We start from the raw sequence: 22,607 nt of genomic DNA on the forward strand, positions 1-22,607 counted from the left end.
ATACTGAAACCGTGAATATGGGAAAATAATCTAAAGACCTTCATCCTATCTATCAACATTTCTTTAAAATTCGACTCCATTGCGCAAAATTTCTCTTTTTTATACGGATCAGTTTGTACTACCCTTACCAAATGGTCATCGATTCCCGATGGAGAAATATGCTTTACTGCGCAAATCTGTCGAGGATTTATCACCAATTCAAATGGTCGAGGCACCATTGGCGTCGCGAGATCAAATTGCACTAGCGCATGATGAACATTACATAGATGCTGTTTTTGGCGGAACTTTATCTGATGCTCAAATTCGTGAAATTGGTTTTCCCTGGAGCCCAGAAATGGTGGTACGTTCGGCAAGATCCGCAGGGGCGACCCTTGCCGCTTGCCAAGCCGCTTGGTATGACGGTGTTTCTGCTAATTTGGCTGGCGGTACTCATCATGCATACGCAGATAAAGGTAGTGGGTTTTGTGTCTTTAATGATGCCGCGATTGCCGCTAGAGTCATGCAAAAAAATCTGTCCGATGAGCTGGGGCATGCCTTGCGAGTTGCTATCGTCGATTTAGATGTGCATCAAGGGAATGGTACTGCTTCGATTTTAAAAGAGGACCCTTCGATCTTTACCTTTTCAATGCATGGTGAAAAAAACTTTCCCTTTCGAAAAGAGTTGAGTGATTTAGATATTCCATTGGTAGATGGTTGTAATGATATTTTTTATCTCAGTGAGTTAAAGAGAGGACTCCATCAAGTAAAATCATTCTGTCCTGAATTTGTTATTTATTTAGCTGGTGCAGACCCTTATGCTGGAGATCGATTAGGGCGTTTAAATTTATCTCTTGAGGGTTTGGCGCAGAGAGATCGTCTAGTTTTCGATTGGGCTAAAGAGCTGTCATTGCCAATTGCCGTAGCAATGGCCGGAGGTTATGGTAAAGAAATCAGAGAGACGGTTGCGATACATACAAAAACAATTGAACTTGCTATTGGAAATTTGTGGAAATAAAAAATCCTAATTGGTTTGCCCCAGTCTTTATTATTATTTGGAGTACTGGCTTTATCATTGCAAAATACGGTATGCCATACTCAGAACCGATGACATTTTTAGCTCTTCGATTTACTGGTGTGTTGCTGATTTTAGTTCCTTTTATCTTGTGGTTTAAGGCACCTTGGCCAACTTGGAAGCAAGCAAGGCATCTTGCGGTGGCAGGTGCCCTTATCCAATTTTTTTATTTAGGCGGTGTATGGATGTCGGTTCGGCAGGGCATGCCTGCTGGTTTATCGGCTCTTATTGTGGGGTTACAACCGATTTTAACGGCTGTCTTTGCTTCGTTTTTAGCCGAAAAAGTTTCCAGAACCCAATGGGTTGGGCTCATGCTTGGCTTATTAGGCGTCTTTTTGGTGGTTTATGCAAAGATTGATACTGCAGGTGTTTCCGTGATGAATTTACTCTTTAATGCGGTTGCTTTAATAGCCATTACGGGTGGCACTATGTATCAAAAGAAATTTTGTCCGCAATTTGATCTGCGGACTGGTTCGACGATTCAATTTGCAACCAGTGCGTTGCTCGCAACGATCGGTGCTTTTTTATTTGAAACCAGGCAAATTGATTGGACAGTTTCCATGATTGGTGCTTTAGTGTGGGGTATTGTTTGTATTTCGATTGGAGCAATGACATTGTTATTTCTTCTAATTCAAAAGGGGAATGCGACGAAGGTGAGTAGCTTAATGTATTTAACTCCGCCTACTACTGCTTTAATGGCCTGGGTTTTATTTGATGAAAAACTCTCTATTTTGATTATCATTGGGACTTTTATCACCATGTTAGGGGTTTTAATCGTGAATCAGAATATTTCGTTACAAAATTTAAAAAGAATCTTGTTTCGCGTTTAAAATTGCACCGTAGTTTTCTTAATACATTTGATGAGCGAATGAAAAAAAAATATTTAATCCTTCCTGTACTACTTACCGTTTGCCTTACCGTAATTTTCCCCATACCTGGTTTATCGAAATCAGCGGAAGATACTGCGCCAACTAAAAATAAGCAGGTAACCAATACAAAACAGTCGACTGAACGTAAGAAAGCAGAGAAGAGACCTAAAAATGTCAGGGAGGTTAGAACCTCAGTATTACCTCGAGAAACTTCAAATACTCTAACAAAGAGAGTTTCTTTAGGCACTGCCATGGGTTTAGGCAAGCATTTTGATGTCCTGAATCTTAAATCAAATGCTGCGATTGTGGTTGATCAACTGAACCAAGAAGTTCTATTTGAAAAAAATGCAAATGCAATCTTACCAATTGCATCTATTACTAAACTAATGACGGCGATGACGGTTTTAGATAGTCATTTAAATTTAGACGAAACCCTAAAAATTAATGATGAAGATGTAGCCATTTATCATAAATCACGTTTGGTCAAGGGCACAGAGCTAACTCGTCGAGAAGCGCTTTTATTAGCCTTAATGTCATCAGAAAATCGCGCTGCATATACCTTGGGAAGGAATTACCCAGGTGGTATCGATGCCTTTATGGATGCACTGAATCGTAAAGCGAAAGAAATTGGGATGTCACACTCCTCCTTTCAAGATCCGACTGGATTAACGAGTAAAAATGTGTCCTCTCCGGAAGATCTAGCGCTCATGGTGCATGCGGCGTCACAGTACCCAATGATCAGGGAATTTTCTACTACGCCAGAGTATTCGAAGTTCATTAATAACCGCATGCAAGATTTTATTAGTAGTAACCGGTTAGTCCGTTCTGGGAATATGCTCATTGGCCTCCAGAAAACTGGTTACATCTCTGAGGCTGGTAGATGTTTGGTGATGCAAGCATTTGTGAATAATAAGCCCTACATTATGGTTTTTTTAGACTCACAGGGTAGTCAGTCGCGCTTTGCCGATGCAGTTCGTGTAAAACAGTGGATTGATGATCAGCCAGATGTAAAGGCGATGCGTAAATTGGCCTTAAAGGGGAGTGGAAGCATTGGCTCGAGTAGTTTGATGCCGAGTCTATCGAATACATCTACCCCTGCTAGTCAGCCGTTTAGTCATCAGACGATTGAGAGTCTCTTACAAAACAACCACTAACGCGGGCATGCGTTACAACTGCTGCCATGCGTTTGCTACCAGTGTTTGAAGATCAAATGGAGCTTAAATTGGATGTAAGCCTTTTTCAATTAAAAGCGTTTGATTTGACGAATTGGTTAAAAAGGCGCAAAGCTTTTCAAGCACTTCGGTTTGAACTGAATGAATACCAATACCAGCCGTAAATACGGTGGTTTGATTGATCTCTGGAGGTAGTGGACCAACGAGTTGAACCTCAGGTACCGCTTTGAGTTCACTGATTAATTGAATTGCCATCTGTGCTTTGCCAGCAAGAATTAGTTCTGCAACTAAGCCTCCTTCAGGAGTAATCGCTTTGGGTATGATTTGATCTAAAACATTTAGGCGTTCAATTAAACCTCTAAAATAAACGCCGCTGGCACCTTTTGTCGTAAAAGCGATACTCGATGTTGCTAAAATTGCCTGGACAAAATCTTCGGTAGTTTGAATATTTGGTGTGCTAGCTTCTGCCGCAATTGCTAAGCCAATACTGGTTTTGCAAAGATCTTTCAAGGTTCCTTTTTTACAGTAACCTGTGTCAATCAGGGTATTGATTGCTTCATGCGTCAAGATCATTAAATCGGCAGATTCACCTTGGTGAAGGCGGTCGAGAATGTTGTTCGATGTGCCAAAATCAACGGAAGTTGAAATACCGTTCTGTTTCTCAAACTCATTGAGTAAAGTAGGGAGTATTGATTTAAACGCAGTTGAAGAATATATTTTTATCATGATTTTTAGGTTCTATTTGTCGTCGCGAATTTTAAATCCGATCCCTTTCGAGATCTGTAAGGCAGTCTCTAATAAAGGTTTATTCCAATCCCGCTGGAGTCGATCGGTTGGGGCGCTCAGGGATAGCCCGGCAACTAGCTTACCGCTATCGTCATAAATACCTGCGGCCATACAACTAACCCCTAATTCCAATTCTTCATCGTCATTAGCAGACCCGTTTTTCATGACTTCAGCCAGTTCTTTTTCTAATTCTGCTATCTGAGTAATGCTATTTCTTGTGTGCCCAGCTAGTCCAGTTCTGGTCGCATAAGCACGTACTCGAGACGTATCATCTTGTGCTAAGAATAGCTTTCCTACTGAGGTTAAATGTAGTGGGGCATGGCCACCAATTGCACGGACAACTTGCATACCCGATCGCTCACTATAGGTACGATCAATGTAAACAATCTCATCACCTTGCCGCACAGACAAGTTAACGGTTTGACCGGTTAATTTATGTAAGGCTCTCATTGGCAGTTGAGCAGCATCCCGTACTGATAAGCGTGCCTTAACGAGTGTACCGAGCTCTAGAAGACGCAAACCTAGTCGGTAAGACCCACCTTCAGATCGATCTACTAATCGACAGGCAACCATGTCATTCAATATTCGATGGGCTGTAGAGGGGTGTAACCCTGTGGATTCAGCCAAAATTTTTAAAGAGCAAGGCTCGTCAAAAGTTTCTAAAACATCCAACAAGTTCATCATTCTTTCGATGACTTGTATTGCAGTCTTACCGGTAGTCATAGTTGAAATTTGAGTTGACGTTAATCATTCATTTATTGTAACTTCATTATAGAAAATTGCACATCATGAAAGGTCAACTCACGATAAAAAAGTTTGAAATGATTAATTCTCGGTATTGATGGTTCTTTCTTTAATTTGGGTCCATCGCTGAAATACACTCTTGGATGAGGTGGGGACCCCGATAAATTAATCCGCTATAAAGTTGTATGACGTTCGCTCCAGCTAATTTCTTTTCGAGAGCATCTGTGCCAGTCATAATTCCACCGACGCCAATAATTGGAATTTTACCGTGGAGTAAATGGTGGAATTGTTTAATGATTTTGTTGGATAGCTCTGACAGAGGTTCGCCAGAGAGACCTCCAGCCTCTGCTTGTTGTTTCTCACCGGCAATCTTGTCGCGCGAAATCGTTGTGTTGGTCGCAATCAGCGCATCAATTTGAAATTGTTCAATGTATTGAGCAATGGTATCTATTTCCTCTAGATTTAAGTCTGGAGCAATTTTTAAGAAGATAGGCGTACGTTTGCCGAATTGTTGAATGAGTTTTTCTCGTTCAATTGAAATTTGCTCTAACAAAAAGTACAACTGATTATTTGATTGAAGTTGTCGAAGGTTTTTTGTATTCGGTGAAGAAATATTAATGGTGATGTAGGATGCGTAAGGGTATACGGACCTCAATCCAATCACATAATCAGTGTGCGCCTCTTCAATTGGCGTCGTAGCATTCTTCCCAATATTTAATCCTAGAATGCCACCTTCCTGGTAGAAGGAAGAAGCTTCAACTCGCTTAATACAAGCCTCTACACCATCATTATTAAATCCCATGCGGTTAATGATTGCTTTTGATTTAGTCAGTCGAAACATCCTAGGTAAAGGATTCCCAGCCTGTGGGCGCGGTGTAACAGTACCAATCTCTAGAAAACCAAAACCTAGTGCAGCTAGTGCATCAATATATTTGCCATCTTTATCTAAACCAGCGGCAAGACCAACCGGGTTATCTAACTGTAAGCCACATAAATTCGTAGGTACAGAGCTCGGTTGATGAATAAATGGGCTTAAGAGTTGATGTCGATGTAAAAAAGATAAGCTATCTAAGCTGAGATGGTGGGCGTTTTCAGGGGCAAAACGAAATAAAATAGGGCGAATAAACGAATATGGATCCATAGTGTTTAGTGTAATGGATTTTGTACTTGAAGCTGATAAATTTAGGCTAGTTGATGAGCTAATACCGTCCACTGATTATCAATTAAACCCTCTAAGGGTTGATACTGCATTTTGTAGGACATTTTTTTGCTTTGTTCAATGTAGTATCCTAAATAGACATAGGGCAACTTGAGTTTTTTGGCATATTCAATTTGCCAAAGAATACCGTACGTACCAAAACTGCTATGTGCGAGCGTTGTATCGAAAAAAGTATAGACGGAGGAGATACCATCTTTTACTTGATCGATGACACTGACCATTCGTAGAGTAGAGCCCTCTCTAAATTCTACTAAATAGGAGTCTATATGAGATTGAATGAGAAATTGTCGATATTGCTCCTCTTCATCACTCGTACTTGTTGGTGGTGTCTGATCGTCCATCGGGGTATGGCGAGTTGCTAAATATTGTTGATACAGTTGAAAGTGTTCGGCAACAAACTGTAAAGGTAGAATGTGTGCAGTTAAGTGTTGGTGCTTATGAAAGGCTCTTTTTTGACTCCGAGTTGCTTTGAATTGATCTACTCTGACTCTGGAGGCAATACAGGCTTTGCAATGGTCACAGTACGGTCGGTAGGTGAAATGACCACTCCGACGAAAGCCTGCGAGAATAAGGTTGTTATAAACCTCGGTAGTAATGAATTGGGCTGGGGTGACGACTTGTGATCTAGCTTCTAAATTGGGTAAATAACTACACGCATAAGGGGACGTTGCATAAAACTGCAACGATTTAATCGGGAAGTCATGAAGATTCGTCATAAATGATTTTACCAAGTATTACAGCCAATATGCCAATACTTGTTTATCAAACCCCCACTGTGGTGATGGTTTTGTAGTTAATACTTCAATCGTATCTAAAAATGAGGTTTTATCCATTAATTGGCCCCCTAATGACGTCAGGTGGTTGGTTTCTTGCTGACAATCTATTAATGGAATTTGCACTTGGATACACTTGGCACAGAGTGCCGCTAAAGCAATTTTTGAGGCATCGGCTATTTTCATGAACATCGACTCACCATAAAACATCTGACCTAAATTAATGCCATAGAGGCCACCCACTAATTCTCCTCGGTACCAGGTTTCCACGCTATGGGCAATTCCTTGGCGAGAGAGTTCAATATAATTTGCTCTGATTTCTGGGGTAATCCAAGTGCCATTCTGTCCGTATCTTGGGCTATTAGCACAGGAGCTGATCACCTCTTCAAATGCCGTATCCACTTTGATTTCCCACTCCGCATTGTGTAAAACTTGTTGAATTTTTTTTCTCAAGCTACGTCGAATCGTCATATTCTCTGGACGTAATGTCATTCTTGGAGAAGTAAACCACCAAAGAATAGGAAAGTCTTCACTCGGCCAAGGAAAAATACCTTTATGGTAAGCCTCAATGAGTCGTTCAGGGCTTATGGAGTCAGTGACGGCAATTAAGCCATCAGGGAACTGAGGATTCGATGTAAAGCGCCTTGGCAGTGGTAAGGGGTCATCTGGGCTTAAGTAAATTGGATACTCATTCATTCATGCGAATTAGTGGCTTTAAATCAATTTGATGCGTTGGCATGGCGTCTGAAAAAATAATTTTCCCAGCTTTTCTGTCAGCAAAAAACCATTGAAGAGTCGTTTTCACTGTCAAAAATGCGATGTCGTCCCATGGAATTGTTTCTTCATCAAACATCGCGACTTCTAAACTTTCAGAAGTGAACGGACTAAAGTGGGGGCTAGTCATTTTTGCTAGATAAAACCAATGGACTTGTCCAATATGTGCGACATTCAAAATGGAAAAGAGAGGGCCAATCTCGATTTCTGCACCAGCTTCCTCAATCGTTTCGCGATGCGCACCTTGCGCTGTGGTTTCATCTAACTCTAAAAAGCCGGCTGGTAATGTCCACATACCTTTGCGAGGCTCGATACCACGCCTGCATAGTAAAATTTTTTGCTCAAAAATAGGAATCGTTCCAACGACATTTTTAGGATTCTGATAGTGAATCTCACCACAGGATTGGCAAATAAAGCGGGAGCGATTGTCATCCTGTGGAACCTTAAATTCTACAGAGTTGCCGCAAAGAGAACAGTATTTCATGTGCTTTTTTATTTAATTACTTTTGCTGACTCAATCACGATTGCTTTGACTGGTACGTCACTCATACGCGTTGGAATATGTACATTGGTATCCACAAATTTAATGTTATCGATTGTTTCCATCCCTGCAACCACGCGTCCAAATACAGTATAGCCAAAGCCATCACGACTTGGGTAGTCGAGCATCGCATTGTCTTTGACGTTTACAAAAAACTGAGCTGTGGCAGAATTAGGATCACTCGTCCGAGCCATCGCAATGGAGTACTTCGTATTTTTTAAGCCGTTATCAGACTCAATTGGGATCGGTGCGCGTGTTGGTTTTTGTACTAATTCTTTCGTGAAACCACCGCCTTGTACCATGAACCCATTGATGACACGATGAAAAATGGTACCCGTATAAAAACCACTATTTACATAGGCTAAAAAATTTGCAACAGTTTTAGGCGCTTTTTCTGGCTCTAGTTCTACGGTAAATTGCCCCATGTTGGTTGTGAATTGAACCTGTGGGAGTGACTTAGCGCTTTGTGCATAGGCGATTGATAAACTAAGGCTGCCAGCGACAAGAGCTGCAAGGCTTAGTTTAGCGAACTGTTTGCCGAGTATTTTAGTGATAACAGAAAATTGCATATTACGTAGGTCCTATGAGGAATAATTTAGTGAAATAGTTTAGCGAAAAAATTGGATTAACATTTTTTACAGAATTACTTTGATTTTAGCCGTTTTTAGTCATTACTTAGTATAGTTGTAGTTGGCTTGAAGCTATTAGGAAGCACGTGCGATTGGTATCTCTTGCCAGCAGGTGGTAAAGCGTTGACTTTTATGGTTGGCACGCATGCGCCAGTGTTGATTGCCAGCTGCCATGATGCCGGTACCTGCGATAGCTAATGTGTTTGCGCCAAAACGTTGGTTGAGTAAGTCCATCGTTTGCATGACTTGGTGTGATTTCGTTTCATCAATCTGCGTAAATAAGTCGTTTTGATGGTGCGCTGCATCTCTTAAATCAGAAAGAATGATGCCTACTTTTTTATAGGTAAAGTCTGCTCTGTAAATTTGTTGTAAACCAAATAGTGCGGCCTTAATCAGGCGTCGACTATCCGCACTAGCAATCGAGAGAGGAACCGTAATTTGGTTGCGGTATTGTGGTTCTTGCGATTTAAATGGATTCGTGTGAATAAAGACGGTGACATAGTGACAAACGCTATTTTGTAACCGTAATTTTTCAGCTGCACGACTCACATAACTTGCCGCTGCTTCTTGTAAATGTAAGAGCTCTCGGACGGGAGAGCCAAAACTCTTACTCGAAATAATTTGTTGCTTTCTTTCTGTGTCAACAATGTCGGTCATCGCAATACAAGAGATGCCCTTTAATTCGTTGACGGTTCGAGCCATCACGACGGAGAATCGACGTCGAATCATTTCACTATCGGCTTGTTGTAAGTCATAAACTGTCTGAATTCCCATTTTTTCTAAACTGGCGCCAATTTTTCTACCTACCCCCCAAACTTCTGTAACGGCGATTTTTTGTAACCAGTCAATTTGCTCAGTGAAGGGTAAGCTAGCCCAAGCAAAAACACCTGCAAACTGATGATTTTTTTTGGCAATGTGGTTGGCTAATTTTGCCAATGTTTTGGATGGTCCAATCCCCACGCAGGTAGGTAAGCCTAAGTACTGCTGGACTCTCGCCCGAATTTTTTTTCCATAAGGAATCTGTTCATCTGGACTAATCACTTCTGATAAATTTAAAAAACACTCATCAATCGAGTAAATCTCTTGCTCAGGTGCAAACTCGGCTAAAGTTGCCATCATTCTGGCGCTCATGTCGCCATAGAGTGTGTAATTGGAACTCAGCCATTGCAATTGATTTTTGGCGATGAGAGGTTTTACCTTGAAAAAGGGGATACCCATACCAATGCCCAAATCTTTTGCTTCCTGACTCCGAGAGACGATGCAGCCATCGTTGTTCGAGAGAATCACTAACGACTTATTCTCTAAGCTAGGATTGAATACACGTTCGCAAGAGACATAAAAATTATTGCCATCAATCAGAGCGATGGCTTTTTTTGTCGGAAAGATCATGGCTTGTGTACCACATGGGAAACGACTCCCCAAATTTCTAGCTCTTGACCATCTTTGAATTCAATCGGTCGGTATGCTGGATTTTCAGCCTTTAACCAAGTGATACCGCCACGCCGTTGTAGGCGTTTAACGGTGAACTCACCATCAACAACAGCAATGACTACATTACCTGATTTTGCTTGTACTGATCGATCTACGATCAGTAAATCGCCATCAAAGATACCGGCACCTTGCATGGAGTCACCTTGAACGCGCAAAAAAAATGTCGCTTCAGAATGCATTCCAAGATACTGATTGAGATCTAGACGTTGGTCAATATAGTCACTCGCAGGCGAAGGGAATCCTGCTGAAATAGAGCAACTAAAAAGGGGATAGAGTTCGGATTTGAGAGTTTTTGGCATGGCATATACTGTTTATTTATACAGTATATGCCAAAACCTATGAAATTACATCAACTACTATAAGCAACAATTAAGATTGTTGATTTACTCGGTAACAGTGTCAGCTAACTCTTTGAACTCACTGATTTGATCGAAGTTCATATAACGATAAATCTCTGCAGATTGACTAATCAAAATATGATGTTTTTCGAGGTATTCAGCGGTCGTTGGAATTCTACCGAGCAAAGCGCATACTGCCGCAAGTTCGGCTGAAGCCAAGTAAACCTGAGTATCTAAACCTAAACGATTTGGGAAGTTACGTGTAGAGGTTGAAACGGCAGTAGATCCTTTACGAATTTGCGCTTGGTTACCCATACAAAGTGAACAACCAGGCATTTCCATACGGGCACCTGTTTTACCAAAAGTACTATAGTAGCCTTCTTCTGTCAAAATCATGGCATCCATCTTAGTTGGTGGAGCAATCCACAAACGCGTTGGTAAATCATCACGACCTTCGAGAATTTTGCTAGCCGCGCGGAAATGACCGATGTTTGTCATGCAAGAACCAATGAATACTTCATCAATCTTGTTACCGGCAACTTCAGACAAAAATTTGACGTCATCTGGGTCATTCGGGCAAGCGAGAATCGGTTCTTTAATATCGTTCAAGTCGATTTCAATCACAGCAGCGTACTCTGCGTTTGCATCTGCTTTGAGGAGCTGTGGATTTGCCATCCATTTTTCCATCGCTTTAATTCTACGACCTAGGGTACGAGCATCTTCATAGCCATTAGCAATCATCCACTTCATGAGAGTAACGTTTGAACGCATATATTCGATGATTGGTTCTTGGCCGAGTTGGACTACGCAACCACCTGCAGAACGCTCCGCAGATGAGTCAGATAATTCAAATGCTTGTTCTACTTTGAGGTCTGGTAAACCTTCGATTTCTAGAACACGACCAGAGAAAATATTCTTTTTGTTCTTTTTCTCAACAGTGAGTAAGCCTGCCTTAATGGCATACATCGGAATGGCATTCACTAAATCACGTAAAGTAACGCCAGGCTGCATTGTGCCTTTAAAGCGTACTAAAACAGATTCAGGCATGTCGAGTGGCATTACGCCAGTAGCAGCAGCAAAAGCGACTAAACCAGAACCGGCCGGGAAAGAAATACCAATTGGGAAGCGTGTGTGACTATCGCCACCTGTACCGACTGTATCTGGAAGTAATAAGCGATTGAGCCAGCTATGAATAATACCGTCGCCTGGACGCAAAGAAACACCACCACGGTTTGTCATGAAGGTTGGTAATTCGCGGTGTGTTTTGACATCCACGAGTTTTGGATAAGCTGCAGTATGACAGAATGACTGCATGACTAAATCAGCAGAGAAGCCTAAGCAAGCTAAATCTTTTAATTCATCACGTGTCATTGGACCAGTTGTGTCTTGTGAACCAACGGTTGTCATATGGGGTTCGCAATAGGAATTAGGCAGTACGCCTTGACCTTCTGGTAAGCCACATGCGCGACCAACAATCTTTTGTGCCAATGTAAAGCCTTTGTTATCACCAGCCGGTGCGTGAGGCAAACGGAAGACAGTAGATGCCGGGAGTCCCAAGGCATTACGCGCTTTCATCGTTAAACCACGACCAACGATCAGAGGAATACGACCACCAGCACGAACTTCGTCAAAAATCACATCGGACTTGAGTGCAAAACTAGCAATTTCTTGTCCATTTTTAAATGCTTTGCCTTCGAAAGGACGTAATTCAATTTCATCGCCCATTTCCATTTGGCTAACATCCATCTCAACCGGTAATGCACCAGCATCTTCCATCGTGTTGAAGAAAATTGGCGCAATTTTGTTACCAATACAAACACCACCAAAGCGTTTATTTGGTACAAATGGAATATCTTGACCTGTATACCAAAGGACAGAATTGGTTGCTGATTTACGTGAGGATCCAGTACCAACCACATCACCAACGTAAGCAATCAAGTTGCCTTTTTGTTTGAGTTCTTCGATGAGTTTCAATGGACCTTTTGTACCAGGCTCATCTGGGGTAATACCAGGGCGAGCATTTTTTAACATGGCAACGGCATGTAATGGAATATCAGGGCGACTCCAAGCATCTGGCGCTGGAGATAAATCATCTGTATTCGTTTCACCAGAAACTTTGAAGACGGTGATTTTTAAACTTGCTGGTAGTTCTGGACGGCTTGTAAACCATTCAGCATCTGCCCAGCTTTGCATTACATCCTTCGCATTCGCATTGCCTTTTTCAGCTAACTCTTGTACGTCATGGAAATAATCAAACATGAGTAGAGTCGTTTTGAGTGCCTTTGCAGCAGTTGAACCACATTCAGCGTCTGCTAATAGATCAATTAAAGGCTTAATGTTGTAACCACCTAACATCGTGCCAAGCAACTCAGTTGCTTTTACTTTGCTCACGAGGGGAGAAGTCATCTCACCAGTAGTAACTTTTGCTAAAAACTCAGCTTTTACTTTTGCTGCGTCGTCCACACCCGCTGGAATACGGAAGGTTAATAAATCAACCAAAGTTGTCTCTTCACCTGCTGGTGGGTTTTTGAGTAGTTCAACGAGTTGGGTCGTTTGGGCTACAGACAATGGTAACGGGGGAATACCCAATGCAGCACGTTCTGCAACATGGGCGCGGTAAGCTTCTAACATCGATTTCTCCTGAAAAATTTACAACGAAAATTTATTTTTACTAATATTTTAAATTGTCTTTGAAGTGATTAAAAATCACAAAATTACAATTAGTACCTATATTGTAAGCCCAGTCGGGGAATTCAATTCAAGAAAAAGCTACTGAAATCGGTGCATTGATTTATTTTGATCTGAGGATGGCTTTTTCTTCTCATTTGAGATGAAAATTCGGGGAAATTGCCGATGGATCATGGTCTGAAAATGTCGGTTAGCTGACCTCATGTAATGGATTATTCGATGGTGCGCCAAATTGATTGATTTTTGGATCACCTCTTTTGATTAACCAATATAAAAGCAGTAAATTGAGTAGGGGGATTAACTTTAACAATACCCACCAACCAGACTTATTAATGTCATGCAAGCGACGAACTTCTACCGTTAAATGCGGCAACATCAAGCCAAGTCCGACAATCGTACCAATATTTTGACCTAAGATTTCCGCGACAATAATCGCTAAAATCATAAAAAGGAAGAACCACCAATACTCCGAGCGACTGGCACGGCCTTCGAATTGTAAATATTTATTAAAACAAGTTTTAATGGCATCTTGAAATTGCATAATTACCTTTTTGGGAGAAATGGTTGATACGTATTATTCAATATACGACTTTTTTCGACAAAATGAAGTATAAAATCAAATAATTATCTTTTAAGGAAGCCATCATGACTTTAGGACTTTGGAGTATTTTTTGTGCAGGTTTATTACCTTATTTTGCAACAGCTTTTGCTAAATGGGGTTTTGAAAATTACGACAATAACAACCCTAGGCAATGGTTAGCCAATCAAACTGGTTTCAGAGCACGTGCGAATGCAGCGCAAGCGAACTGTTTTGAATCCTTTCCTTTTTTTGCCGCAGCTATTTTGGTCGCAACTTATATGAAGGCCCCACAAGTCGATATTAATTTGCTGGCGATTACTTATTTGCTGGCCAGAGCTTCTTATATTGCTTGTTATTTATTGGACAAAGCGAGTCTAAGAAGTTTGTGCTGGTTAGTTGGGATGTTATCAATTACTGGCTTATTTGTTATTTCTGCCATTTAGATAATTGACCATGAAATAAAAATGTCCCCAATACGTTAGTAAAGGGGACATTTTTATATTAAGCTGCTTAGAAATTTACGTTATTGCCACCTTTGAGCTGTAACATTTCTCTTGCTTCATCAGGTGTAGCTACTTCAAGATTGAGTGCATGAATGATGCCAACGATACGTTTGACTTGGTCAGCATTGGATTTAGAGAGTTGACCTGGGCCATCCCATAAAGAATCTTCTAAGCCAACCCGTACGTTGCCACCCATGGCCAATGACATGCTAGCAATCGGCATTTGGCTTCTACCAGCGCCGAGTACTGACCAGTAATACTGATCTCCAAAGAGTCGGTCAGCTGTGCGTTTCATCATTTGAACATCTTCTGGATGAGTACCAATACCACCCAAAATACCGAATACAGATTGGATTAAGAGGGGAGCTTTAATGAGTCCACGATCTAAGAAGTGAGCTAATGTATAAAGATGTCCAATGTCATAACATTCAACTTCAAAGCGCGTATTATTTTCTGCGCAAGATTCTAAGATGTAACGAATATCTTTAAAAGTATTTTTGAAAATACGATCTTCTGAACCTTCTAAATAAGGAACTTCCCAGTCGTATTGATATTCTCTTTTACGTTTTAACATTGGGTACAAGCCAAAGTTCATCGAACCCATGTTTAGAGAGGCCACTTCTGGTTTGAGAGTCAAGTGAGGTCTTAAGCGCTCTTCAACTGACATCGCAGGTGAACCACCAGAAGTAATGTTAATGACGACGTTAGAACGTGCTTTAATATTCGGTAAAAATTCCATGAATGCTTCGACCGTCTGTACTGGTTGACCAGTCACAGGATGGCGTGCATGCAAGTGCACAATCGAGGCACCAGCTTCTGCAGCTTCTACAGCAGCATCTTCAATTTCTTTAGGTGTTTTGGGGAGGTATGGTGACATACTTGGTGTATGAATGGCACCTGTTACCGCGCAGGTAACAATTACTTTTTTCTGTGGGGCTGTCATAGTGATCTGCTTTCTTCTTTAATAAAACTTTTTGATGCGAGAAAACAATGCCTTGCGAGATCTGTTAATACAGATATCCCAGAAAATAGCATGTCTCCTCCACTCGCAATTTTCTAATTTCACATCAATCTAGTAATGTTGATATTGTTAAATTATGATTACTTTTGATAGCTTCTATTTTTTAATCAAATGATTAAAATTTAAATAGGTATTTACCCTTAACGGTAGGTTTTAATTGTATTAATGGGTATTTTTTGGGCATCAAATAAATATTTAAATTGAATTTAGATTTATACTTATTTGAAATTTTTAGTTGTAAATTTTATGAAATATTCTGTATCAATTTAATAATAACAACTCACTGAGGAGATTAGTATGACGCAAAAAGCTACTGCACCTGGTATGAAAGCTGTACCGGCAAATGATATTCCAAGAAATTTAACGAAAGCCGACATCGAAGCGATGGCGAAAGAAGTTTGTAACTGGGGAAAATGGGGGCCAGATGATGAAATCGGAACACTTAACTATATTGGGCCTGAGCAGTTAGTTGAAGCCGCTAAATTAGTTAAAAAAGGCAAAGCTATTTCTTTAGGACTGAACTTTGATATGTTTGGACCACAGACTACAGGCTGGGGTAACCGTTTTAACCCGATTCACACCATGTTAGCAACGGGTACTGATGCTGTTGCAGGTAACCAAGATCACATGGGCTTGAGATATGCTGATGATATGGTTTCTATGCCTTTGCAATGCGGTACACAATGGGATGCTTTAGGACACATTTTCTACGGTGACAAAATGTGGAACGGCTACGATGCAGCTTTGGTTGATTCAACTGGTGCCAAGAAGAATGGTATTGAAAAGACGAGAGACAAGATGATTGGTCGCGGCGTACTTTTAGACATCGCACGTTTTAAAGGTGGTGATTTCTTGGCTGACGGCTATGGTATTAGCAATCAAGACTTAGACGACTGTGCAAAAGCACAAGGCGTAGAGATCAAACAGGGTGACTTTGTCATCATTCGTACTGGCATGATGGAAGAGCGTCTTGCTAGAAAAGACTGGGATTCTTATGCGGCTGGTGATGCTCCTGGCGTGCGCTTTGAAACTTGTCGTTGGATTCAAGAAAAGAAAGTTGCCGCCATTTGTCTAGATACTTGGGGTTGTGAAGTTCGTCCAAATGAAGTTCAAGGTGTTAGTCAACCTTGGCACTGGATTGTAATTCCAATGATGGGAATGACCATGGGCGAAATTTTTAATTTGAAAGAATTAGCCGATGATTGTGCAGAAGATAAAGTCTATGAATTCTTATTTACTGCCCCTCCATTGCCAATTACTGGCGGTGTTGGATCACCAATCAACCCAGTTGTTTTAAAGTAATTGATTGATTACCCACAATCAATGTGGTGGTTTGTGCGATACGTCAAGGTGATGTTTTGAAATATTTTTCAATCTAAAATTTAGATATCCAAACATAAACTTGAACGTATCGTGAAAAAACTTCTACATATTGGTTGTGGGTCAAAAAATTTATTCTGCAAATAAAGGGTTTTGATTCATCTGATTGGCATGAAATTCGCTTTGATATTGACTCATCAGTCAAACCAGATTTGATTGGAACCCTAACTGATATGTCTGCTATAGAGGCTGATTCAGTTGATGCAGTATTTTCATCACACAATATTGAACATTTGTATCTGCATGAGGTGGCATTAGCGCTAAAGGCAATTTTTCGAATTCTCAAGCCCAATGGAAACCTGTTTATGGCGCATCGTTGTGGTTTCACTTTCAAGGTATTAACCGGTCCTACCATCGAACAAGGCTTTAAAACAATCGTTGGTAAAAAAAGACCCCAAGAATTAAGCACTTTAGGTAATGGCTTTTAAATCGGAAAACAATGAGATTGATAAGGATGCTCTTGCATTGCAGTACTTTAACTAACTTAACTCTTTCATCGAAGTAACTATATCTTCAGGAATAAAAATTATGAATTATGTAGACACAAAACTTTATATTAATGGCCAATGGTGTGATGCCAGTGATGGTAAAACTTTACCCGTCGTTAATCCTGCGACTGGACTTGAAATTGGTCGTGTTGCCCATGCCACCATTGCTGACTTAGACCGCGCCTTAGCTTCTGCGCAAGCTGGCTTTGACCTGTGGAAGAAGGTTCCTGCGGTAGAGCGAGGCAAAATCATGCGTCAAGCAGCCAACCTGTTGCGTGAAAGAGCAACTGAAATTGGTACGTTAATGACCCTTGAACAGGGTAAGCCTTTAGGTGAAGCTAAGGGTGAAATTGTGATGGCTGCTGAAGTTACTGAGTGGTTCGCTGAAGAGGGACGCAGAGTTTACGGTAGAGTGGTACCCCCGCGTGACTTTAGTGTGAATCAAAGTGTAGTTAAGCAACCAGTGGGTCCAGTAGCTGCCTTTACGCCTTGGAATTTCCCAATTAACCAAGTGATTCGTAAACTCGCTGCCGCACTTGCTACCGGTTGCTCGATTATTGTGAAAGCCCCAGAAGAAACGCCTGCATCACCTGCTGCCTTAATTCAAACTTTCTTAGATGCTGGTGTGCCTGTTGGTGTGATTAACCTCGTTTATGGTAATCCAGCACAAATTTCTGAGTATTTAATTCCACATCCAATTATTCGTAAGATCACATTCACTGGTTCAACTGCAGTGGGCAAACAATTAGCAGCCATGGCTGGTTTGCATATGAAACGTGCCACGATGGAATTGGGGGGGCATGCTCCCGTTATTATTGCGCAGGATGCCGATGTTGAATTAGCTGCAAAAGCAATCACTGGTGCAAAATTCCGGAATGCTGGTCAAGTTTGTATTTCACCTACCCGTTTCTTGGTTCATCAAGATCTTGAAGCTTCATTTGTAAAAGCTTTAGTTGGTCAAATTAGCACGATTAAGGTTGGAGATGGTCTTGCTGATGGTACCTCGATGGGCCCATTAGCGAATGGTCGAAGATTAAATGCTATTACTCAATTTGTTGAAGATGCAGTACAAACTGGCGCTAAAATTGCCACTGGTGGTCAACGCATTGGTGAGGTAGGCAACTTCTTTGCGCCAACGGTGTTAACCAATATTCAACCGCAGTCTAGAGTCTTTAATGAAGAACCTTTCGGACCGATTGCCGCAGTGAAAACCTTCACCCATTTAGATGAAGCAATTACTGAAGCAAATCGTCTTGCTTATGGCTTGGCTGGTTACGCGTTCACATCCTCTCTTAAGAATGCCCATCAGATTACGCAAGACTTGCAAGTTGGTATGGTTTGGGTAAACCAACCGCCAATGGCTTGGCCTGAAATGCATTTCGGTGGAATTAATGATTCAGGATATGGTTCAGAAGGTGGGATTGAAGGTTTAGAAGCCTATTTAAACTTAAAATCAATCTCGATTAAGCAGTAATCGTTTAGGACCTTTAAGCTCGTCTTAAGGGTCCTCATCGGTTTTTTTAAGAACACTTCGCGTGTTTTTAAAAACTCGTATAAAGTATTAAAAAAATCATTCGAGGTGTATTTTGGGTAATCAAACTAAAAAGATCTGGCTAACTTTATTTAGTGGCCTTTTTTTATGTTCAATCTCTAATTCTGCATTTGCCATGCCAGAGGGGATGGAAGAGGCCATTGCAGACAAAATGGTTTGGCTCATTATTATTGTGATGCCAATTGCCTTTTTGTATGGTTATTGGAAGATACATATTCTTCCTGAAAAATATGCTGAAAAAGTTCACCACCCGCACCTTAACACTATCAAAGTTTTGTGTTTTCTGTCCATTGCTTTTGGTGGTCTATTTTGGCCTTTAGCTTGGCTCTTGGCTTATTCGAAGCCGGTTTTTTATAAAATGGCTTATGGTACTGATAAGTCCGATGAATACTACACCCATCATGCGGTCGAGCATGCGGGTGCGCCGATTGATTTAGCAATTGTCAATGATGAAATTATGCAATTAGAAGAAAAGCTAGCAGGCTTGAACCAAAAACGCGATTTAATTCAAAAAATTCGATCCTCTGAGCAAACTTCGACTCCAACAAAGGATAACCATCATGCTTGAGATCATTATTGCCGGTTATGGAGCCATCATTTGGTTGGTTTTTATCAAGCTAAAACTATTACCATGGAATATTAAATCTCAGTTAGGAGCTGTTGCTGGAGCTTTGTTTTTAGCCGCAACGATTATTTTTACGGTAAATGTGATTACCCCTGTTTCTGAAGATGTCAGAGTCATTAATATGGTGTCAGAAGTAACCACTAGAGTTCCTGGAACAGTTAAACGCGTTGCAGTAGAAGGCAATGTGATGCTGAAAAAAGGGGATGTCTTAGTTGAAATTGATGACACCCCATATCGTCTGAAAGTAAACCAATTAAAAGCGCAATTGGCTGATGTACAGGCGAATGCGAATAATCTTAAGCAAGATCTTGAGTCTGCTAAAAATGGCACCTTATCGGCTAAGGCTCATTTTGATTTAATGACTCTTCGCTTAGATGAGTCCACCAAATTAGCTACAGCGGGAGCTGGCAATCAGTACGATGTAGAGTCTTATCGATCCGAAGTACAAAAAGCTTTAGCTGCGTTGAATACGGCTAAAGCCAATGAAGTGAAAGCAAATTCGAAACTAACTGCAGTAGTTGGTGACGATAATGCTTCTGTCGCTAGCGTTAAAGCTCAATTAGAAGCTGCCCAATATGATTTGGAGTCTTGTGTTGTGCGTGCGCCAGCGGATGGTTTTGCCGTTAATGTCATGGTGCGTCCGGGCAATTATGCCGTGGCAATGCCGCTTAGACCATTGATGAGTTTTGTGGAGAACGAACAGCGTATTATTGCGTTCTTTGATCAAAACGAATTACGTCTTGTCAAACCAGGTGACAAAGCGGAAATTGCGATGAGAACCATCCCTGGTAAAGTATTATATGCAAAAGTAGAATCGATTATTTGGGCCAATGGGGGAGGGCAGTCTGTCCAGTCCGGCGTTATTCCAAATACACCGATGGAACACCTCCATGCTCCTTTGCCACAAAAATATGCAGTGCGTTTGAAGTTAAATCACGAAGACGCTGAAGATGCACCTTACTTAGCAATGGGTGCGCGTGGTGTCGGTGCAGTTTATACCGATCATATTAAGCCTTTGCATCTTTTGCGGATGGTGGTACTTCGCTTAGATGCGAAGATCAATTATTTAATTTTTAAATTACCTTAAAAGAGAAATGATGAAGAAATTTCTCTTGGTAACTTTTCCGTGTTGGTTGATGCTAAGTATGAATGCCTGCACTTCGACTGCGCCCTTGCAAGAAAAAATTGTGGCGGATGCATTTAATCAAACCGCGATACCAGTAGCATGGCAAGCCACCAAAACAGCGGGAGAGTTTGACCAGCAGGCACTCGGTTTTGATGTTTCCCCTGAGTTACAAGCCCTCATGAAAGAGGCGATTGCTTACAACGTTGATTTGAAAATTGCATCCGCTCGCATCGATCAATCCAGGGCAGTATTAAAGTCGGTTGGCGGTAGTTTGTTACCAAATGTTGGTGTAGGTGCGCAAACAGGCACATCAACGCTTCCCACTTCGACATCCGCTATTTCTGGCTTTGGCCTCATTGCTTCTTGGGATCTTGACTTGTGGGGGCGAGTGAGGTCAGATCAAAGTGCGTCACAAGCACGATTAATGTCTGCGCAACTTGACTCGGCCTTTGCGAAGCAGTCGATTGCTGCTCAGGTGGTTAAGTCTTGGATCGTTATTAGTGAATTAATGCAACAAGTTCAATTATCAGAAAATATGGTCGCAATCGCTAATCAACAACTTGATCTAATGAAAGTTGGTTTGAACGTTGGGCGTAATTCGCAACAAGAGATATTACTCAATGAATCACTCTTGAGGAATTATCAAAGCCAGTTAATTGCAAATCAACAATCTTTAGGTAATGCCAAGCGTGCTCTAGAAATTCTTTTAGGTAGATATCCTTCTACTCAAATTCAAGCTGGGCAAACATTCCCTAAAATTGTAAGTGAATTGCCAGCTGGTATTCCTTCCCAAATTCTATCGAGAAGACCTGATGTGCTTGCTGCTGAGGAACGTTTTAAGGCATCTTTCCAAGATGTTGAGGCAGCTAAAAGAGCTAAATTACCAAGCATTAAAATCACTGGTGGAATCGGTTATATTGAAAACTCTGCGATTCAGTTGTCGAATGCCATTAGTAATCCGATCTCTTCACTGACCGCCCAATTATTGATGCCACTTTTTTTAGGTGGTCAATTAGATGCTCAGGTGGAAGCAAAAACGGCAAGCCAAACACAAAGTCTTGCTCAATATCAAAAATCAGCTTTAAATGCATTATCTGAAGTAGAGAGTGGGCTTGCTAATGATCGACTTCTGCGGCAAAGAGAGCTGATCCTACAAGCACAATTACAGGCGTTACAGTCCTCTGTAAAATATGCATTGATACAAAAAGAAGTCGGCAAAGGAGATATGTTTCAGTATCTCCAGCAGCAATTAAATGCCAACAGTTCGCAAGCTAATTTACTGAGAATACAAAGCGACCATTTACTCAACCGCATATCACTTCATCAAGCGTTGGGTGGTCAGTTCATTTAGTATTTTTAGGTTGACTGAGTAAGTCTTTTCACGAATTTGGCAGGAGCTAACGGATGTTATCTCCCCTCGAATTTTGGTTTACGATTTTCCGTATGCGCTTTCATGCCCTCATCTACATCGGCACTCCATTCGAGTGAATGCCTTAAAACTTTAGAAAGCTCAGCAGCTTCTGCCAAGCCACTTTGCATTCTTGCTCGAATGATACTCTTAGTCCCTTTAATTGCTAAAGGACCTTTTTCATTGATCTGACTGGCAATCTCCATGACTTTTTCAAGAAATTGATCACTTGCAAAAACATTCTGCACAATGCCTAAATCTTTCAATGCCGTGGCATCTAACTCATTGCCTAAGCAAATAATTTCGAGTGCACGAGCTGCACCAACGATGGTAGGCAGCCTAAATGGAGCACCTGCCCCGGGAAATCCTCCCCAACCAGCTTCCGGTAATTGCATCGTGACATGGTTAGCAGCATATCTTAAATCGCATGCTAAGCTAAGTTCGAAACCACCCGCAATCACTTTCCCGTTAATGGCGCAAATAACTATTTGGGGAAGAGTTTCTATGTTGTTAAATACTTGATTGGCATATCTGATCAATTGCACAACCGAATCCTTCGTCATTTCTGCCCTTAATTTTGGATTCAATAGGCCCAATGAAAATACGCTTTTACCCCTTCCAGTAATTACTAATACATTCGCAGAGCGGTCTTCTTTCAAGAGCTCAGTAATGAACTCCATTCTCTTTAAAACATCCCAATTTATCCGATTGAAATCATCTTCCCGATCAATTGTGAGTAGGATCACTCCTTGATTTCTATCGAGAACGACTCCCTCTGGAAAGGAGGTAATCCCCTCTGCAATCTGTGTGTTTTGTAATGGATTCATAACTAGGTAACTTTCAAAGCAA

Annotated in this window: 23 protein-coding genes; 10 read left to right on the top strand and 13 right to left on the bottom strand. The window is 41.2% G+C overall.

Annotated features, from left to right (window positions below):
* The first annotated feature begins 148 nt into the window (after window positions 1-148).
* From B8983_RS10410 to B8983_RS10420, 3 genes are read left to right on the top strand one after another with little or no spacing between them, the layout of a single operon-like run.
* Window positions 149-994, top strand: coding sequence for a histone deacetylase family protein (locus B8983_RS10410; RefSeq protein ID WP_084284591.1), 846 nt, complete (start codon window positions 149-151; stop codon window positions 992-994).
* Window positions 985-1,881, top strand: a complete 897-nt coding sequence (locus B8983_RS10415) for a DMT family transporter (protein ID WP_084284355.1) — start codon at window positions 985-987, stop codon at window positions 1,879-1,881. Before B8983_RS10410 ends, B8983_RS10415 begins: the two co-directional genes overlap by 10 nt.
* 38 nt (window positions 1,882-1,919) lie before the next feature.
* Window positions 1,920-3,074: a serine hydrolase gene (locus B8983_RS10420; protein ID WP_084284359.1), complete on the top strand. Its 1,155-nt coding sequence runs from the start codon at window positions 1,920-1,922 to the stop codon at window positions 3,072-3,074.
* A gap of 63 nt (window positions 3,075-3,137) precedes the next feature.
* Here B8983_RS10420 and B8983_RS10425 read toward each other — a convergent pair whose 3' ends face one another.
* From B8983_RS10425 to B8983_RS10475, 11 genes are all read right to left on the bottom strand, one after another.
* Window positions 3,138-3,818 carry a substrate-binding domain-containing protein gene (locus B8983_RS10425; protein WP_084284361.1) on the bottom strand — a complete coding sequence of 227 codons (681 nt, stop codon included), beginning with the start codon at window positions 3,816-3,818 and terminating at the stop codon, window positions 3,138-3,140.
* A 12-nt stretch (window positions 3,819-3,830) separates the two neighbouring features.
* The gene (locus B8983_RS10430; RefSeq protein WP_084284364.1) at window positions 3,831-4,601 is read right to left on the bottom strand and encodes an IclR family transcriptional regulator; all 771 of its coding nucleotides are present in this window, start codon (window positions 4,599-4,601) and stop codon (window positions 3,831-3,833) included.
* A 130-nt stretch (window positions 4,602-4,731) separates the two neighbouring features.
* Window positions 4,732-5,763: a quinone-dependent dihydroorotate dehydrogenase gene (locus B8983_RS10435; protein WP_084284366.1), complete on the bottom strand. Its 1,032-nt coding sequence runs from the start codon at window positions 5,761-5,763 to the stop codon at window positions 4,732-4,734.
* Window positions 5,764-5,804: 41 nt separating this feature from the next.
* Complete coding sequence (locus tag B8983_RS10440) at window positions 5,805-6,557, bottom strand: arginyltransferase (protein WP_084284369.1); 753 nt, start codon at window positions 6,555-6,557, stop codon at window positions 5,805-5,807.
* An 18-nt stretch (window positions 6,558-6,575) separates the two neighbouring features.
* The gene (gene aat, locus B8983_RS10445) at window positions 6,576-7,310 is read right to left on the bottom strand and encodes a leucyl/phenylalanyl-tRNA--protein transferase (protein ID WP_084284371.1); all 735 of its coding nucleotides are present in this window, start codon (window positions 7,308-7,310) and stop codon (window positions 6,576-6,578) included.
* On the bottom strand, window positions 7,303-7,872 hold the full coding sequence (locus tag B8983_RS10450; protein WP_084284374.1) for an NUDIX hydrolase: 570 nt from the start codon (window positions 7,870-7,872) through the stop codon (window positions 7,303-7,305). Before B8983_RS10450 ends, aat begins: the two co-directional genes overlap by 8 nt.
* An 8-nt stretch (window positions 7,873-7,880) precedes the next feature.
* Window positions 7,881-8,498 (bottom strand): peptidylprolyl isomerase, encoded by a 618-nt coding sequence (locus B8983_RS10455; RefSeq protein ID WP_084284376.1) that lies wholly within the window; start codon window positions 8,496-8,498, stop codon window positions 7,881-7,883.
* A gap of 135 nt (window positions 8,499-8,633) precedes the next feature.
* Entirely contained in the window at window positions 8,634-9,947 is a 1,314-nt protein-coding gene (locus tag B8983_RS10460) for a Y-family DNA polymerase (protein WP_084284381.1), read from the bottom strand.
* Window positions 9,944-10,348 carry a LexA family protein gene (locus B8983_RS10465; RefSeq protein ID WP_084284388.1) on the bottom strand — a complete coding sequence of 135 codons (405 nt, stop codon included), beginning with the start codon at window positions 10,346-10,348 and terminating at the stop codon, window positions 9,944-9,946. The genes B8983_RS10460 and B8983_RS10465 overlap by 4 nt, the downstream gene beginning before the upstream one ends.
* Window positions 10,349-10,432: 84 nt before the next feature.
* Entirely contained in the window at window positions 10,433-13,018 is a 2,586-nt protein-coding gene (gene acnB / locus B8983_RS10470) for a bifunctional aconitate hydratase 2/2-methylisocitrate dehydratase (protein WP_084284397.1), read from the bottom strand.
* Window positions 13,019-13,265: 247 nt separating this feature from the next.
* Window positions 13,266-13,616, bottom strand: coding sequence for a DUF805 domain-containing protein (locus B8983_RS10475; RefSeq protein WP_084284400.1), 351 nt, complete (start codon window positions 13,614-13,616; stop codon window positions 13,266-13,268).
* A gap of 104 nt (window positions 13,617-13,720) precedes the next feature.
* On the opposite strand from B8983_RS10475, the gene B8983_RS10480 reads away from it, so the two are divergent.
* A complete protein-coding gene (locus tag B8983_RS10480; protein ID WP_084284403.1) occupies window positions 13,721-14,098 on the top strand; it encodes an MAPEG family protein in 378 nt (125 codons plus the stop codon).
* 67 nt (window positions 14,099-14,165) lie between these two features.
* On the opposite strand, the gene kce is transcribed toward B8983_RS10480, so the two are convergent.
* Entirely contained in the window at window positions 14,166-15,101 is a 936-nt protein-coding gene (kce, locus tag B8983_RS10485) for a 3,5-dioxohexanoate:acetyl-CoA acetone transferase (protein ID WP_084284406.1), read from the bottom strand.
* Between the two features lie 375 nt (window positions 15,102-15,476).
* Between kce and B8983_RS10490 the strand changes: the two genes are divergently transcribed.
* From B8983_RS10490 to B8983_RS10515, 6 genes are all read left to right on the top strand, one after another.
* Entirely contained in the window at window positions 15,477-16,481 is a 1,005-nt protein-coding gene (locus B8983_RS10490; protein ID WP_234987013.1) for a cyclase family protein, read from the top strand.
* 230 nt (window positions 16,482-16,711) lie between these two features.
* A complete protein-coding gene (locus B8983_RS14125; protein WP_255372809.1) occupies window positions 16,712-16,987 on the top strand; it encodes a methyltransferase domain-containing protein in 276 nt (91 codons plus the stop codon).
* A 91-nt stretch (window positions 16,988-17,078) separates the two neighbouring features.
* A complete protein-coding gene (locus B8983_RS10500; protein ID WP_200806897.1) occupies window positions 17,079-18,521 on the top strand; it encodes an NAD-dependent succinate-semialdehyde dehydrogenase in 1,443 nt (480 codons plus the stop codon).
* A 112-nt stretch (window positions 18,522-18,633) separates the two neighbouring features.
* Entirely contained in the window at window positions 18,634-19,167 is a 534-nt protein-coding gene (locus B8983_RS10505; protein ID WP_084284410.1) for a DUF3302 domain-containing protein, read from the top strand.
* The gene (locus B8983_RS10510; protein ID WP_084284413.1) at window positions 19,160-20,311 is read left to right on the top strand and encodes an HlyD family secretion protein; all 1,152 of its coding nucleotides are present in this window, start codon (window positions 19,160-19,162) and stop codon (window positions 20,309-20,311) included. Before B8983_RS10505 ends, B8983_RS10510 begins: the two co-directional genes overlap by 8 nt.
* Before the next feature lie 7 nt (window positions 20,312-20,318).
* Window positions 20,319-21,701, top strand: coding sequence for a TolC family protein (locus B8983_RS10515; protein WP_084284416.1), 1,383 nt, complete (start codon window positions 20,319-20,321; stop codon window positions 21,699-21,701).
* 56 nt (window positions 21,702-21,757) lie between these two features.
* Here B8983_RS10515 and B8983_RS10520 read toward each other — a convergent pair whose 3' ends face one another.
* Window positions 21,758-22,585, bottom strand: coding sequence for an enoyl-CoA hydratase/isomerase family protein (locus tag B8983_RS10520; protein ID WP_084284419.1), 828 nt, complete (start codon window positions 22,583-22,585; stop codon window positions 21,758-21,760).
* Between the last annotated feature and the right edge of the window lie 22 nt (window positions 22,586-22,607).

The organism is Polynucleobacter kasalickyi, from assembly GCF_900176405.1.
GTDB classification, from domain to species: Bacteria; Pseudomonadota; Gammaproteobacteria; order Burkholderiales; family Burkholderiaceae; genus Polynucleobacter; species Polynucleobacter kasalickyi.